Consider the following 15,057-nt stretch of genomic DNA (forward strand, 5'->3'; position numbering starts at 1 on the left):
AGCCGCTACGCGTCATACGCCTCGATAAGCGCGCGCGACCTCTTCACGTCGTCCCTGATCGCTTCCAGCAGCGCATCGATCGACTCGAACTTCCGCTGCCCCCGCACATACGACAAGAAGTCCACAGTCACATGCAGCCCGTACAGATCCAGCCCCACCCGGTCGATCGCATACGCCTCGACGGTCCGCTCCGTGCCCTCGAACTGCGGGTTCGTGCCCACCGAGATCGCCGCCGGCATCCGTTCCCCGTCCGCCGTGAGCCACCCCGCGTACACCCCGTCCGCCGGGATCGCGGTGTGCGGCAGGGTCTCCACGTTGGCCGTCGGGAAGCCGAGTTCGCGGCCGCGCTGGGCTCCGCGTACGACCACGCCCTCGACCCGGTGCGGCCGGCCCAGGATCTCCGCCGCGCCCGCGACGTCGCCCTCGGCGACCAGTCTGCGGGTGAGGGTGGACGAGAAGGGCTCGCCGCCGCCCGCCTCGCCGGTGACGTAGAGGTCGACGACCTCGACCTCGTAGTCGTAGGTCACGCCCAGATCGGCGAGGACGGCGACATTGCCGGCCGCCTTGTGGCCGAAGCGGAAGTTCGGGCCCTCGATGACCGCGCGGGCGTGCAACTTGTCGACCAGGACCTTCACGATGAAGTCGGCGGGCGACAGCTTGGAGAACTCCAGGGTGAAGGGGAGGATCAGCAGCGCGTCCACCCCCAGGTCCGCCATCAGCTCGGCGCGCCGGTGGTGGGGCGCGAGCAGGGGCGGATGGCTGCCGGGGCGTACGACCTCGCTGGGGTGCGGGTCGAAGGTCACGACGACCGACTGCATCCCCAGCTCGCGCGCCCGCTCCACCGCTCGTCCGATGATCAGCTGGTGACCTCGGTGCACCCCGTCGTAGGAGCCGATGGTGACGACGCTGCGCCCCCAGTCCTGGGGGATGTCCTCCAAGCCACGCCAGCGCTGCACTGTGACCGCTCCTCGCCCGAAACCGTGTACGTCATTGCCGATTACGCAGCTCTAAGACTGCCATGCCCGGCGCCCACCGCCCTCACCGGCACCGGAGAACCCGGCGGGGCCGCCCGCGGACCGAACACGCCCCCCGTACACCCGTGGTGCACTCCGAGCGCCCGGCCGGTGAGGTGACTGGCGGGTGCGCGGTGGACAGACCCTCTCCGGGAGGGGGACCGTGGGGCGGGCAGGCGTGCCTGCCCGCCCCACGGTGGAGGGGTTCAGCCGAAGACCGCGAGGCTCTTGGCCTTGCCGTTCTGCTCCTCGACGAGCGCCACGAAGCGCCCCTCGGGGTCGAACGCGGCGACCGGGTTCGTCGCGTACGAGGGCATGTCCAGCCGTACGCCGTTGATCAGCAGCTTGGCGCGCCTCTCGTCCACGTCCCAGCGCGCGAACGCCGCCGCGGCGGCCTCGGCGACCGGCATGACGGTCAGCTCCTCCTGGAGCTGCTCAAGCGTCTTCGCGGCGTCCAGCGCGTAGGGGCCGACCCGGGTCCTGCGCAGCGCGGTGAGATGGCCGCCGACCCCGAGGCCGGCGCCCAGGTCGCGGGCGAGGGCGCGGATGTACGTGCCGGAGGAGCAGACGACGGAGACGACCAGGTCGAGGACCGGAGTGCCGTCCTCCGCGACGGCCTCGCGGACGTCGTAGAGGCGGAACGAGGAGACGGTCACCGGACGGGCCGGGATCTCGAACTCCTCGCCGCCGCGTACGCGCGCGTACGACCGCTTGCCGTCAATCTTGATGGCGCTGACCTTGGACGGCACCTGCATGAGGGCGCCGGTCAGCGCCGCGATCCCGGCGTCGATGGCCTCGCGCTTCACCGCGGAGGCGTCGGCGGAGGAGGTGATCTCCCCTTCCGCGTCGTCGGTGACGGTGTTCTGCCCCAGCCGGATCGTGCCGAGGTACTCCTTCTCGGTCAGCGCGAGATGGCCGAGAAGCTTTGTGGCCCGCTCCACGCCGAGGACGAGGACGCCCGTCGCCATGGGGTCGAGGGTGCCGGCGTGGCCGACGCGCCGGGTTCTGGCGATCCCGCGCATCTTGGCGACGACGTCGTGCGAAGTGAAGCCCGACGGCTTGTCCACGATGACAAGCCCGTCGGGCGTCGAGTTCTGCTGAGTCATTCCGCGGCGGCGCCGTCCGTGTTGTCAGTGTGGTCGGCGTCTTCGTCGTCCTTGCGGTAGGGGTCGGCCCCGGCCGCGTAGGTCTTGCCGGTCGACACCTCCCGCACCTCCGCGTCCTTGGCGCGCGCCTTGTCGAGGAGGTCCTCGATGGTGCGGGCGTTGTCCGGCAGGGCGTCGGGCACGAACGCCAGCGTCGGCGTGAAGCGGACGCCCGTCTGACGGCCCACCTCGGAGCGCAGAACGCCCTTGGCGCTCTCCAGGGCCGCCGCGGAGGCCGCGCGCTCCTCGTCGTCGCCGTAGACCGTGTAGAAGACCGTGGCCTCCCGCAGGTCGCCGGTGACGCGGGCGTCCGTGATGGTCACGAAGCCCAGCCGCGGGTCCTTGATACGCCGGTCCAGGGTCTCCGCGACCACGACCTGGATGCGATCGGCCAGCTTGCGGGCCCGCGCGTTGTCGGTCACCGGTCCGTCACTCTTCCTTCTGGGTTTTCTTGTGTACTGGTCAGTCTTCATCGCCGTGCAGCCGCCGTCGTACCGACAGCAGCTCCACCTCGGGGTGGCCGGCGACCATGCGCTCGCACCGGTCCAGCACTTCCGTGAGGTGCGCCCAGTCCCCGGACACCACCGCGAGACCGATCTCGGCCCTGCGATGGAGGTCCTGGCCGCCGGTCTCCGCCACGCTCACCGCGAATTTCCGCTGGAGTTCGGCGACGATGGGCCGGACGACCGAGCGTTTCTCCTTCAACGACCGTACGTCGCCGAGGAGCAGATCGAAGGACAGCGTCCCCACATACATGCGTTTCCGGATCCCCGCCGGTACGGGTTCAGATGCCCTGCCAGCGCTTGGCAGGGGCACAAGAACCGTACACGGAACGGCCGGGGCCGATCGACGGAATATGCGTCCCATCGACCGGCCCCGGATCTCGGGGGTCTGGGGGTGTCCCCCAGAGAACCCAGCCCGTGCGTCAGCCGCGCGGCTTCTCGCGCATCTCGTACGTCGCGATGACGTCGTCGATCTTGATGTCGTTGAAGTTTCCGAGGTTGATACCGCCCTCGAAGCCTTCGCGGATCTCGGTGACGTCGTCCTTGAAGCGGCGCAGACCCTGGATGTTGAGGTCCTCCGCGATGACCTTGCCATCGCGGACGAGCCGGGCCTTGGTGTTCCGCTTGACCTCGCCGGAGCGGATGAGAACACCCGCGATGTTGCCCAGCTTGGACGAGCGGAAGACCTCGCGGATCTCCGCCGTACCGAGCTCGACCTCTTCGTACTCCGGCTTGAGCATGCCCTTGAGGGCGGACTCGATCTCCTCGATCGCCTGGTAGATGACCGAGTAGTACCGGACGTCCACGCCTTCGCGTTCGGCCATCTGCGCGGCACGCCCAGCGGCGCGCACGTTGAAGCCGATCACGATGGCGTCGGAGCCCATGGCCAGGTCGATGTCCGACTCCGTGACCGCACCCACACCGCGGTGCAGGACCCGGATGTCGACCTCGTCGCCGACGTCGAGCTGGAGCAGCGAGGACTCAAGAGCCTCCACCGAACCGGACGCGTCGCCCTTGATGATGAGGTTGAGTTCCTGCACCAGACCGGCCTTGAGGGCCTCGTCCAGGTTCTCCAGGGAGAACCGGACGCCCCTGCGGGCGAAGGCCGCGTTCCGCTCACGAGCGGCGCGCTTCTCGGCGATCTGCCGGGCGGTGCGGTCCTCGTCGACCACGAGGAAGTTGTCGCCGGCGCCGGGGACGTTGGTGAGACCCAGGACCAGGACCGGCGTCGACGGCGCCGCTTCCTCGACGTTGTTGCCGTTGTCGTCGAGCATCGCCCGGACGCGGCCGTACGCGTCACCGGCGACCATCGTGTCACCGACGCGCAGCGTGCCGCGCTGGACGAGCACGGTGGCGACGGCGCCGCGACCGCGGTCGAGGTGAGCCTCGATGGCGATACCCTGCGCGTCCTGTTCCGGGTTGGCCCGGAGGTCGAGCGAGGCGTCCGCGGTGAGGACCACGGCCTCCAGCAGGCTGTCGATGTGCAGGCCCTGCTTGGCGGAGATGTCGACGAACATGGTGTCGCCGCCGTACTCCTCGGCCACCAGACCGAACTCGGTGAGCTGACCGCGCACCTTGGTCGGGTCGGCGCCCTCGACGTCGATCTTGTTGACCGCGACCACGATCGGCACATCGGCCGCCTTGGCGTGGTTCAGCGCCTCGATCGTCTGGGGCATCACACCGTCGTTGGCCGCGACCACCAGGATCGCGATGTCGGTGGACTTGGCACCACGGGCACGCATGGCGGTGAACGCCTCGTGACCCGGGGTGTCGATGAAGGTGATCTTGCGCTCTTCACCGTTGACGTCCGTGGCGACCTGGTACGCGCCGATGTGCTGCGTGATACCGCCGGCCTCGCCCGCGACGACGTTCGTCTTGCGGATCGCGTCCAGCAGCCTGGTCTTACCGTGGTCGACGTGACCCATGACGGTCACGACCGGCGGACGGGACACGAGGGCTTCCTCGCCGCCCTCGTCCTCGCCGAACTCGATGTCGAAGGACTCAAGCAGCTCGCGGTCCTCCTCCTCGGGGCTGACGATCTCGACGACGTAGTTCATCTCGCCGGCGAGGACCTGGAGGGTCTCGTCGGAGACGGACTGCGTGGCGGTGACCATCTCGCCGAGGTTCATCATCACGGCGACGAGCGACGCCGGGTTGGCGTTGATCTTCTCCGCGAAGTCGGTGAGCGACGCACCGCGCGACAGCCGGACCGTCTGGCCCTGGCCGCGCGGCAGCATCACGCCGCCTACCGACGGGGCCTGCATGGCCTCGTACTCCTGGCGCCTCTGCCGCTTCGACTTACGGCCACGACGGGCGGGCCCGCCGGGACGGCCGAACGCGCCCTGTGTGCCACCACGGCCGCCGGGACCACCCGGACGTCCGCCGAAGCCGGGACGGCCACCGCCGCCACCGAAGCCGCCGCCACCGGGACGACCCGGAGCGCCGCCACCGCCGCCGCCACCCGGGCGACCGGCGAAACCGCCACCGCCGCCGCCACCGGGACGGCCCGCGAAGCCGCCGCCACCGGGACGACCGCCGCCGCCACCGGCACCGCCGGGACGACCGCCGCCACCGGGACCACGGCCACCGCCGGGGCCACCACCGGGACGCGGGCCGGCAGCGGGACGCTGCGGCATCATGCCCGGGTTCGGACGGTTACCACCGGGGCCACCGCCGGGACCCGCGGCGCGGGGCGCCTGCGGACGCGGCATGCCACCGGGGGTGGGACGTCCGGTCTGTCCACCGGGACCGGCCTGCGGACGGGGACCGCCCTGACCGGAGCCCTGCGGGCGCGGAGCACCGGGGGCACCGGGGCCGCCCGGACGCGGGGCGCCGCCCGGACGGGGCGCCTGCGGGCGCGCCATTCCGGTGGAGCCACCTGAGGTGAAGGGGTTGTTGCCCGGACGCGGGCCCGCGGGGCGGGCACCGGGACGCGGGGCCTGGCCGGGGCGCGCACCGCCGGAGCGGCCGCCCTGACGCTGGTCTCCCTGACGCTGATCGCTCTGCCGCTCACCCTGGCGCTGGTCGCCCTGGCCGCCCGTGGGGCGGTTGGACGGACGCGGGCCGGGGGTGGCACCGGGCCGGGGACCGGCGGCCGGGGCCGACGGGGGCGCGGTGAACTCCGGCGCCGCCGGTGCGGCGGGCGCGGGCTTCGGGGCGGCAGCCGCGGGCCGCGGGGCCGGAGCCGGGCGCGGGCCGGGCGTCGGCGCGGCGGAAGGGATGCTCCTGGGGGCCTCGGCGGCGGCCGGCTTGGGGGCCGGGACACCAGGCTTGGGGGCAGCGGGACGTGCCGCCTGCGCCGGAGAGGGCGCGGCGGGCCTGGCGGGGGTCGCCTTGCGGGGCGCCCCGGGCTTGGCAGCGGACTTGCCGGCGTTGCCACCGGGTCCCTGCAAAGCGTCAGTCAATTTGCGTACAACCGGCGCCTCGATCGTCGACGACGCCGAACGGACGAATTCACCGAGTTCTTGGAGCTTGGCCATGACGACCTTGCTCTCCACGCCGAACTCCTTGGCGAGTTCGTATACCCGGACCTTAGCCACTTCGCTCCTTTTAGGTCCGGGTTACCGCCGGACCGTCGCTACTTCATGGGCGTACTCATCGCGTACTCATCGAGTGCTCATCGCAATCTCGACCTACTTCCAACTCGCGAGGTACCTGAACCGCACGGGGCTCCGTGCCGTACTTCTTCCTACAGTGCTGCCTGCACTGTGATCGCCTCGACCACCCGGCGCAGCTCCGCGCTGTCGAGCGGTCCCTGGACCCGGAAGGCCCGGGGGAACGCCCGGCGGCGGACCGCCAGATCGAGACAGATCAAGGCGGGGTGCATATACGCACCCCGGCCGGGCAGCGTACCGCGTTGATCGGGAACACATTGTTCTCCGGCCACCACGATGCGCAACAGATCGTTCTTGGCCGCTCGCTTCCGGCAGCCCACGCAGGTTCGCTCAGGGCATGCACGGTCGATCGTCCGGCCAGACACGTTCAAGTCTACCTCCCCGCGCCGACCTCACCCCTTTGGGGCTGGGTTCGAACGCCTGCCGCCCAAAAGATCGCGTCGATGTCCGGCGGGGCCCGGTCGCGGCGTACCGCGACAGGCCGCCACCGCCGGTCACTCCTTGATCATTCGAGTCGGATATTCAGCCGCGGCCGCGACCGCGGTCCCGGTCGTCCCGCCCGCGGTCCCGGTCGTCGCCGCGGTCGCGGTCGTCGTCCGTGGGCTCCGTGTCCGGCCGGATATCGATGCGCCAGCCGGTCAGCCGGGCGGCGAGCCGGGCGTTCTGCCCTTCTTTGCCGATCGCCAGCGACAGCTGGTAGTCGGGCACGGTCACCCGCGCGGAGCGGGCACCCAGATCGACCACCTCGACCTTGCTGACGCGGGCCGGCGACAGCGCGTTCGCCACCATCTCGGCCGGGTCGTCCGACCAGTCGACGATGTCGATCTTCTCGCCCAGCAGCTCGGCCATGACATTGCGCACTCGCGCGCCCATCGGGCCGATGCAGGCGCCCTTGGCGTTGAGGCCGGAACGTGTCGACCGTACGGCGATCTTGGTGCGGTGGCCTGCCTCGCGGGCGATCGCCGTGATCTCGACGGAGCCGTCCGCGATCTCCGGGACCTCCAGCGCGAAGAGCTTCTTCACCAGATTGGGGTGGGTACGGGACAGCGTCACCGACGGCCCGCGCACCCCCCTGGCCACCCTGACCACATACGTACGCAGCCGAAGGCCGTGGGTGTACTCCTCACCCGGCACCTGTTCCTGCACCGGAAGGATGGCCTCAAGCTTGTCGTCCAGCTTGACCAGGACGTTCTTGGGGTCCTTGCCCTGCTGGACCAGACCGGCGACGATATCGCCCTCCCGGCGCGCGTACTCACCGAAGGTCACATCGTTCTCGGCGTCGCGCAGCCGCTGCTGGATGACCTGGCGGGCGGTGGTCGCGGCGATCCGGCCGAAGTCCGACGGGGTGTCGTCGAACTCCTTGGGCTCCTGCCCCTCCTCCAGATCGGCCGGGTCCTCCTTGGCCCAGACCGTGACATGGCCGGTGTCCCGGCTCAATACGACCCGGGCGCGGCGGTGGCTGCCCTCGGTGCGGTGGTAGGCGATGAGGAGTGCCGATTCGATCGCCTCGACCAGCAGGTCGAAGGGAATCTCCTTCTCTTGTGCCAAGCCCTTCAGGAGCTTCACATCGATGTCCACGGCTACGCCTCCTCTTCCTTCTTGTCCTTGCGGCTGAACTCGATCTCCACACGCGCCTTGTCGATCCCCGCGAACTCGATCCGGCGGGCGGTGGGCCTGCGCCCCTTCACACCCGGCACTTCGAGGTCGAGCCCCTCGTCGTCGACGGTGAGGATGCGGGCCACCAGCTCGCCGTCGTCGTGCAGCTGGAACCTGGCCAGGCGGCCCACGGCGCGCACGTAGTGGCGGTGCTCGGTCAGCGGGCGCTCCGCCCCGGGGGAGGTCACTTCGAGCTGGTACTCGTCCTCGCCCATCGCGTCCGTCTCGTCGAGCCTGTCGGAGATGGAGCGGCTCAGCTCGGCGCACTCGTCGAGGTCCACGCCCTCGTCGGAATCCACCACGACCCTCAGCACACGACGCCTGCCCGCCCGGGACACCTCGATCTCTTCCAGATCCAGGTCCTTCGCGCTGACGAGTGGTTCCAGCAGTCCGCGCAGCCTTTCGCTCTGGGTGGTGCTCATCCGGGTGACTCCTCGGCCGCGTGTGCTGTTGTGGGATCGTCGCGTGTCAGATCAAAGGGTATCCGGTCCCAAGGGGTGTTGCCGTCCACCTGGGGGTGACCCGCGGGTACGCTCGCCTGCGGTGATCATCGCGAAGCCCGAGGAGAGACGCGTGGGGCGCACGGGGACGACACGGAGGCATGCGCTGAGGGCCGCGGGCGCCGCGACGGCCGGTCTGCTGACCGGCTGTTCCCAGGATTCCCCGGCCGTGGACAGCCCGGCGGGAATCGCGCGGGCGGCCAAGGCGGAGCGCGCGCTGCGGATGCGCGCGACCGCCACCAACCGGGAGTTGCTGGATCAGTACGACGCCGTGCTGAAGCGGCACCCCGGGCAGCGTGAGCGGCTGGCTCCGCTGCGGGCGGCGGTCGTACGGCAGTTGGCGGCGCTGGCACCGGAGCCGTCCGGGTCAGCGAGCCCGGCCGCGTCGCCGTCCGCCGCTCCGTCCGTATCCGTCACGGCCGCGGCCCCCGCGCCTGGCTCGCCGGCCGTACCGGCGGAACCGGCGGCGGCCCTCAGAGCACTGGCCGCGACCGAGCGCCGTACCAGCGACGCGCACACCGCGTCGCTCATGGAAGCACCCCCGGAGCTGGCCCGGCTGCTGGCCTCTCTCGCGGCGGCGAGCGCCGCCCACGCCTATCTGCTGACGGAAGGATCCCGCTCATGAGTACGGCGCGGACGGTGGCGACAGCGGGCACGGCGACCGGAACGAGCGGCGGTGCGCTGGAAGCCGCGCAGGCCGCGCTCGCCGCGGAGCACGCCGCGGTGTACGGGTACGGGGTCGTCGGCGGTCGCGTGGGCAGCGCACGCCGGAGCGAGGCCACCAGCGCGCACGCGGCGCACCGGGCCCGGCGTGACGCGCTGGCGCGGACCGTACGGGACCTGGGCGGCACGCCCGCCCCCGCGGAAGCCGCGTACGCCCTGCCCTTCCCCGTACCGGACCCCGCCGCGGCCGTACGGCTCGCCGCCCATCTGGAGGACCGGGTCGCGGGCGTCTACTCCGATCTCGTACGGGCCGCGGAGGGCCCCCTTCGGCGGGAGGCGGCGGGCGCGCTGCGCGAGGCCGCCGTGCGCGCGGTGCGCTGGCGCGGGACCGGCGTAGCCTTTCCTGGGCTCGCCGAGCGCGCGTGAGCCCGTGAGGTCGGAAAGGGAACAACGCACGTATGGGTTTTGAACCGCCGCAGCGTCTGGTGCGCACGCTCGGCGAGAGGTACGGGGAGACCACCGCCGCCGAGTGGCTCGGCCAACTGCCCGGCATCGCCGGTGAGGCGGTCGCCCGGCGGGGGCTTGAGGTCGAGCGGGTGATCGCGCCGGGCGGCCGGAGCGGACTGGTGCTGCTCGTACGGCGGTCCGACGGCTCCCCCGCGACGCTCAAGATCGTCCCGCCGTTCGCGGCTCCCTCGCTGGAGCGGGCGGCGCTGGCGCACTGGAAGGGCTGGGGGGCGGTGGAGCTGCTCGACGCCGGGGAGGACGACGGCGCGGACAACCCTGACGCCGCCGGCGGCGCGCTGCTCCTGGAGCGACTGCATCCCGAGGTGTCGCTGCGCTCCCTGCCGGAGGCGAAGTCGCTGCTCGAAGCGGCGGGTACGGTACGCCGGCTGTGGGTCGACCCGCCCGGGGACCACGGCTTCGAGACGGTGGCCGAGCGGACCGCGCGGGAGGCGGCGGCGCTGCGGACGGCCGCCGACGACACGCTCGCGCCGCTGGTGTCGGCGGCGCTGGCGGCGCGCGACGAACTCTGCGCCTCCGCCGCCGAGATACGGCTGCTGCACGGCGCCTTCGGCCAGGGCAAGGTCCTCGCCGGCGACCGCGCGCCCTGGCTCGCGGTCGGCCCGGAACCGCTGGTCGGTGAGCCCGCCTACGATCTGGCGCGGCTGGTGCGCGACCGGGTGGATGATCTGGTGGCGGCCTCGTCGGGGGCGTCCTCGGCCCGTCGCCGGGTCAACAGACTGGCCGATTCGCTGGATCTGGACCGGGAACGGGTGCGGGGGTGGACGCTGTTCCGGGCGGTGGAGTCGGGGGTGCGCACGCTGCGGGCGGGGCGGCGGCAGAGCGGGGAGCTGCTGCTGGAGTTCGCGGGCTGGCTGTAGGGCCCCGCCCCTAAGGGATTTCCGCGCCGGACGCGCTGAGGGTTCCGTGCCGGACGGGTCGGTCTTCCCCGTGGTACGGGCCCGGTATCCGAGCCCGTACCACGGTGGAGCCACGGTCAGGCCGTCAGGCGGGAGATCGCCTCCGCGACTGTCAGTTCCTCGCGCTCGCCCGTACGGCGGTCCTTCAGTTCCACGACGCCCTCGGCCGAGCGGCGGCCCGCCACCAGGATCTTGGGGACACCGATCAGTTCGGCGTCGGTGAACTTCACGCCCGGGGAGACCCCGGGGCGCTCGTCCACCAGCACCCGCAGACCCGCCGCCGACAACTGCTCGGAGACGTCCAGCGCCAGTTCCGTCTGGAGCGCCTTGCCCGCCGCGACGACATGGACGTCCGCCGGGGCGATCTCCCGGGGCCAGCACAGCCCCTGCTCGTCGGCGCTCTGCTCGGCGAGGGCCGCCACCGCGCGCGAGACGCCGATGCCGTACGAGCCCATGGTCACGCGGACCGGCTTGCCCTGCTGGCCCAGCACATCGAGCTGGAAGGTGTCGGCGTACTTGCGGCCGAGCTGGAAGATATGACCGATCTCGATCGCGCGGTCGAGCTTGAGGCCGGTGCCGCAGGCGGGGCAGGGGTCGCCCTCCTCGACCACGACGACGTCCAGGTAGTCGTCGACCTCGAAGTCGCGCCCGCAGACCACATTGCGGGCGTGGGTGCCGGGCTTGTTGGCGCCGGTGATCCAGGCGGTGCCGAGCGCGATGCGCGGGTCGGCGATGTAACGGATCTTGAGGCCCTGCGGGCCGACATAGCCGCGTACGAGCTCGGGGCGGTCCTCGAAGTCCTCGGCCGTCACCAGCTCCACCACCGCGGGCGCGAGGTGCTCGCCGAGCTTGCCGAGGTCCACCTCGCGGTCGCCGGGGACGCCGACCGCGGTGATCTCGCCGTCGATCTTGACGAGGAGGTTCTTCAGGGTCGCCGAGGCGGGCACGCCGAGGTGCGCGGCGAGCGTCTCGATGGTCGGGGTGTCGGGGGTGTCCAGCTCCTCGACCGGGCCGGGCTCGACCGCCGCGGGCACGGTCGCGGCGAAGGTGACGGCCTCCGTGTTGGCCGCGTAGTCGCAGGCGGGACAGTCCACGAAGGTGTCCTCGCCAGCCGCGGCGGGCGCCAGGAACTCCTCGGAGGCGGAGCCGCCCATCGCGCCGGAGACCGCGGACACGATCCGGAAGTCGAGGCCGAGCCTGGCGAAGATCTTCTGGTACGCGGCGCGGTGCAGCGCGTACGACTCGACGAGGCCCTCGTCCGTGGTGTCGAAGGAGTACGAGTCCTTCATCTGGAACTCGCGCCCGCGCAGCACACCGGAGCGGGGCCTCGCCTCGTCGCGGTACTTCGTCTGGATCTGGTAGAGCATCACCGGCAGGTCCTTGTAGGACGTGCACTGGTCCTTGACGACCTGGGTGAAGATCTCCTCGTGCGTGGGGCCCAGCAGATAGTCGGCGCCCTTGCGGTCCTTGAGACGGAACAGCAGGTCGCCGTACTCCTCCCACCGGCCGCTCGCCTCGTACGGCTCCCTGGGCAGCAGCGCGGGCAGCAGCACCTCCTGCGCGCCGATCGCGTCCATCTCCTCGCGGACGACGCGCGAGATGTTGTCGAGGACCTTCTTGCCCAGCGGCAGCCAGCTCCAGATGCCGGCGGACGTACGGCGGACATACCCCGCGCGGACGAGCAGCTTGTGGCTGAGCGTCTCGGCGTCCGCCGGGTCGTCGCGCAATGTCTTGACCATCAAACGGGACATGCGCTGGACCTGGGACATGGGGAGTACTCCTGCGTTCTCTCGGGTGATGCCAGGAGGTTAGCCGGGGCACGCCCGCGGGCGGAAATCAGTTCTCCGCGCCCGCCCTGCGCAGCGGGAGCGGGGCGCCCATCACGGCGTACGGCTTGGGGGCGCTGGGGAAGTGGACCTGGCGGGCCAGGTCCCGGTAGCCGAGCGCGCGGTAGAGGCGGCGGGCCGGGCTCTCGATGTCGATCGCGGACAGGATCGACTTGGGTTCGCTCGCGCTGTCGGTGATCGTGGTGATCAGCGCCCGGCCGATGCCCCGGGCCTGGAACTCCGGGTGGACATGCAGCTCGGTGATCACGAAGGAGTCGACGAGCCAGTCCTCGGAGCCGGTGGTGCGCAGATACGGCTCGACCACGGTGGACCACCAGTGGGCGCGGTCGTTCGGCAGGCCGTATACGAAGCCGACGAGCCGGTCGGCGGCGGTGGTCGCGCCGAGGGCGCGGGCGCCGCGCAGCAGCAGATGCCGGAGCACGATATGGCGGCGTACCTCGATCTCGTCGTCGCTGAGCCCGAAGGCGAGAGCCTGTACGGCGAGCGCCTCGTCGACGCGCGCGGCGAGATCGACCGGCCCTACCTGTACGTCGGGGGTGCGGGGGCTGCCCCCGGGAATGCTCAGCATGGGCCGAACCCTACTTTCAGAACAGCACGCTCATGAAGGCGCCCACTTCACGGAAACCCACCCGGCGGTACGCGGCTCTGGCAGGGGTGTTGTAGTCGTTCACGTACAGGCTCACGACGGGCGCGACATCGGCCAGCGCGTACCGTACGACCGCCGCCATGCCCGCCTCGGACAGGCCCCGGCCGCGGAATTCGGGGTCGACCCAGACGCCCTGGATCTGGCAGGCCCGGGTGGTGGCCGCGCCGATCTCGGCCTTGAAGATGACCCTGCCGTCCTCGATACGGGCGAACGACCGTCCCGCGCCGACGAGTTCGGCGACGCGCGCCTGGTAGAGCAGTCCGCCGTCACCGGCGAGCGGCGAGACACCGACCTCCTCGGTGAACATCGCCACGCAGGCGGGCATGATCACGTCGAGCTCGGCCTTGCGGATACGGCGGACGAACGGGTCGGGCGCGACCGCGGCGGGGACCTGCTCGGTGACCATCAGCGGCTGGTGGGCGCGGATCTCACGGGCCGGGCCCCAGCTCGGCTCCAGCAGCCGCCACAGCTGGGTGGTGGGCTCGGCGGGGCCGACGATCGAGGAGCAGCGGCGGCCGGTTCTGCGGGCCCGGTCGGCGAAGCCGCACACGGCCTCGGGGGTGGCGCAGATGGGTACGAGATTGGCGCCGGAGTAGCAGAGGGAGCGCAGCCGCCCGTCGGCGTACCAGCCCCACATCTCGCCACCGAGGCGCCAGGGGTCGAGCCCCGCGACCTGTACGCGGGACGTCACGAAGGCGTTTTCGACGGGCTCGCTCTCCAGGATGGCGAGCGCGGCGTCGAGTTCGCTGGGTTCGAGGACCCGGGTGGTGGTCTGCGTCAACACGAGGGGGCCTCACCATACGTCTGCCGATCTCCGCACTGTACCCGGCCCCTTCGCGGTATGCCGCTCATCGGAGCGGGGTCCGGTATCGCCGCAGGTCAGAGCGCGACGGGTCCCGCAGCCGATGCCCGGGGGGCGGTGGCTGCGGGACCCGTCGCGAACGTATGTCCATGGCCGGACAGAGCGTGGAGTCGCGGTCAGCGGACGGAGACCTCGGGCTCGCCCGAGGCGACGCCGTCCTTCTCCATCTGCTCCGCGATCTTCATGGCCTCGTCGATGAGGGTCTCCACGATCTTCGATTCCGGGACGGTCTTGATGACCTCGCCCTTGACGAAGATCTGGCCCTTGCCGTTGCCGGACGCGACACCGAGGTCGGCCTCACGGGCCTCGCCGGGACCGTTCACGACACAGCCCATGACGGCCACGCGCAGCGGGACCTCCATGCCGTCCAGACCGGCCGTCACCTCGTCGGCCAGCTTGTAGACATCGACCTGGGCGCGGCCGCAGGAGGGGCAGGAGACGATCTCCAGCCGCCTCTGCCGCAGATTCAGCGACTCCAGGATCTGGATGCCGACCTTGACCTCCTCCGCCGGCGGGGCGGAGAGCGAGACGCGGATCGTGTCGCCGATGCCTTCGCTGAGGAGGGCGCCGAAGGCCACCGCGGACTTGATGGTGCCCTGGAAGGCGGGGCCCGCCTCGGTGACGCCGAGGTGCAGCGGGTAGTCGCACTGCGCCGCCAGCTGCCGGTACGCGTTGACCATGATCACCGGGTCGTTGTGCTTCACCGAGATCTTGATGTCACGGAAGCCGTGCTCCTCGAACAGCGACGCTTCCCAGAGCGCCGACTCGACAAGCGCCTCAGGATCGCCGCGAACACGTACTTCGGCTGGAAATGGATATCCGCGATCACCGGGATCTGCGACTTCCGCGCGATCGTCGCCAGCGCGTCCGCGTCGTCCTGGGTCGGGCACGCGACCCGTACGATCTGGCAGCCGGACGCCGTCAGCTCCGCGATCTGCTGCAACGTCGCGCCGATGTCCGACGTACGCGTCGTCGTCATCGACTGCACCGAGACGGGTGCGTCCCCGCCGACCGCCACCGACCCCACCTGGATCTGACGGCTGACCCGTCGGTCGGCGAGCTTCGTCGGAACGGACGGCATTCCGAGAGAAATTGCAGTCATCTGCTGTGCAACCCCAAGGTGTGGATCGAGGTCCCGAGATCGGCGGGCTCCAGCCCCCGAGATTACGCCACCCCGTGCGCAC

14 protein-coding genes and 1 pseudogene are annotated in these 15,057 nt (G+C 71.2%); 3 read left to right on the forward strand and 12 right to left on the reverse strand.

The features are described 5' to 3' along the window. Positions 1–5: 5 nt before the first annotated feature. The 8 genes from IF11_RS0112835 to rimP form a co-directional block, all read right to left on the reverse strand. Positions 6–956 (reverse strand): bifunctional riboflavin kinase/FAD synthetase, encoded by a 951-nt coding sequence (locus IF11_RS0112835; RefSeq protein ID WP_030351672.1) that lies wholly within the window; start codon positions 954–956, stop codon positions 6–8. 263 nt (positions 957–1,219) lie between these two features. Then, positions 1,220–2,119: a tRNA pseudouridine(55) synthase TruB gene (gene truB / locus IF11_RS0112840; RefSeq protein WP_030351673.1), complete on the reverse strand. Its 900-nt coding sequence runs from the start codon at positions 2,117–2,119 to the stop codon at positions 1,220–1,222. Next, on the reverse strand, positions 2,116–2,580 hold the full coding sequence (gene rbfA / locus IF11_RS0112845; protein ID WP_030351674.1) for a 30S ribosome-binding factor RbfA: 465 nt from the start codon (positions 2,578–2,580) through the stop codon (positions 2,116–2,118). Before rbfA ends, truB begins: the two co-directional genes overlap by 4 nt. A 40-nt stretch (positions 2,581–2,620) precedes the next feature. Then, on the reverse strand, positions 2,621–2,914 hold the full coding sequence (locus IF11_RS0112850; RefSeq protein ID WP_030351675.1) for a DUF503 domain-containing protein: 294 nt from the start codon (positions 2,912–2,914) through the stop codon (positions 2,621–2,623). A gap of 169 nt (positions 2,915–3,083) precedes the next feature. Then, a complete protein-coding gene (gene infB, locus IF11_RS38830; protein ID WP_078490653.1) occupies positions 3,084–6,200 on the reverse strand; it encodes a translation initiation factor IF-2 in 3,117 nt (1,038 codons plus the stop codon). Between the two features lie 149 nt (positions 6,201–6,349). Further along, complete coding sequence (locus tag IF11_RS0112865) at positions 6,350–6,640, reverse strand: YlxR family protein (RefSeq protein ID WP_078490684.1); 291 nt, start codon at positions 6,638–6,640, stop codon at positions 6,350–6,352. A gap of 157 nt (positions 6,641–6,797) precedes the next feature. After that, positions 6,798–7,853 carry a transcription termination factor NusA gene (nusA, locus tag IF11_RS0112870; RefSeq protein ID WP_030351679.1) on the reverse strand — a complete coding sequence of 352 codons (1,056 nt, stop codon included), beginning with the start codon at positions 7,851–7,853 and terminating at the stop codon, positions 6,798–6,800. A gap of 2 nt (positions 7,854–7,855) precedes the next feature. After that, the gene (gene rimP, locus IF11_RS0112875; protein WP_030351680.1) at positions 7,856–8,353 is read right to left on the reverse strand and encodes a ribosome maturation factor RimP; all 498 of its coding nucleotides are present in this window, start codon (positions 8,351–8,353) and stop codon (positions 7,856–7,858) included. Between the two features lie 121 nt (positions 8,354–8,474). On the opposite strand from rimP, the gene IF11_RS0112880 reads away from it, so the two are divergent. From IF11_RS0112880 to IF11_RS0112890, 3 genes are read left to right on the forward strand one after another with little or no spacing between them, the layout of a single operon-like run. Next, complete coding sequence (locus IF11_RS0112880) at positions 8,475–9,056, forward strand: hypothetical protein (protein WP_240627918.1); 582 nt, start codon at positions 8,475–8,477, stop codon at positions 9,054–9,056. Further along, positions 9,053–9,520 (forward strand): ferritin-like domain-containing protein, encoded by a 468-nt coding sequence (locus IF11_RS0112885; protein WP_051745855.1) that lies wholly within the window; start codon positions 9,053–9,055, stop codon positions 9,518–9,520. The genes IF11_RS0112880 and IF11_RS0112885 overlap by 4 nt, the downstream gene beginning before the upstream one ends. A gap of 32 nt (positions 9,521–9,552) precedes the next feature. After that, positions 9,553–10,479, forward strand: a complete 927-nt coding sequence (locus IF11_RS0112890) for an aminoglycoside phosphotransferase family protein (protein WP_030351683.1) — start codon at positions 9,553–9,555, stop codon at positions 10,477–10,479. Between the two features lie 116 nt (positions 10,480–10,595). On the opposite strand, the gene IF11_RS0112895 is transcribed toward IF11_RS0112890, so the two are convergent. The 4 genes and pseudogenes from IF11_RS0112895 to IF11_RS36580 form a co-directional block, all read right to left on the reverse strand. Continuing rightward, a complete protein-coding gene (locus IF11_RS0112895) occupies positions 10,596–12,287 on the reverse strand; it encodes a proline--tRNA ligase (protein ID WP_030351684.1) in 1,692 nt (563 codons plus the stop codon). 67 nt (positions 12,288–12,354) lie between these two features. Further along, positions 12,355–12,933 (reverse strand): GNAT family N-acetyltransferase, encoded by a 579-nt coding sequence (locus tag IF11_RS0112900; RefSeq protein ID WP_030351685.1) that lies wholly within the window; start codon positions 12,931–12,933, stop codon positions 12,355–12,357. A 16-nt stretch (positions 12,934–12,949) separates the two neighbouring features. Continuing rightward, a complete protein-coding gene (locus tag IF11_RS0112905) occupies positions 12,950–13,795 on the reverse strand; it encodes a GNAT family N-acetyltransferase (RefSeq protein ID WP_030351686.1) in 846 nt (281 codons plus the stop codon). A gap of 194 nt (positions 13,796–13,989) precedes the next feature. Beyond that, positions 13,990–14,975, reverse strand: a pseudogene (locus IF11_RS36580) (flavodoxin/ferredoxin-dependent (E)-4-hydroxy-3-methylbut-2-enyl-diphosphate synthase). Between the last annotated feature and the right edge of the window lie 82 nt (positions 14,976–15,057).

It is taken from the genome of Streptomyces scopuliridis RB72 (assembly GCF_000718095.1).
GTDB classification, from domain to species: domain Bacteria; phylum Actinomycetota; class Actinomycetes; order Streptomycetales; family Streptomycetaceae; genus Streptomyces; species Streptomyces scopuliridis.

Bases quoted from the DNA above. Each gene is read 5' to 3' on its own strand.
- truB (WP_030351673.1), bottom strand. From the start codon at position 2,119: ATGACTCAGCAGAACTCGACGCCCGACGGGCTTGTCATCGTGGACAAG.
- IF11_RS0112850 (WP_030351675.1), bottom strand. From the start codon at position 2,914: ATGTATGTGGGGACGCTGTCCTTCGATCTGCTCCTCGGCGACGTACGG.
- rimP (WP_030351680.1), bottom strand. From the start codon at position 8,353: ATGAGCACCACCCAGAGCGAAAGGCTGCGCGGACTGCTGGAACCACTC.
- IF11_RS0112885 (WP_051745855.1), top strand. From the start codon at position 9,053: ATGAGTACGGCGCGGACGGTGGCGACAGCGGGCACGGCGACCGGAACG.
- IF11_RS0112890 (WP_030351683.1), top strand. From the start codon at position 9,553: ATGGGTTTTGAACCGCCGCAGCGTCTGGTGCGCACGCTCGGCGAGAGG.
- IF11_RS0112895 (WP_030351684.1), bottom strand. From the start codon at position 12,287: ATGTCCCAGGTCCAGCGCATGTCCCGTTTGATGGTCAAGACATTGCGC.
- IF11_RS0112900 (WP_030351685.1), bottom strand. From the start codon at position 12,933: ATGCTGAGCATTCCCGGGGGCAGCCCCCGCACCCCCGACGTACAGGTA.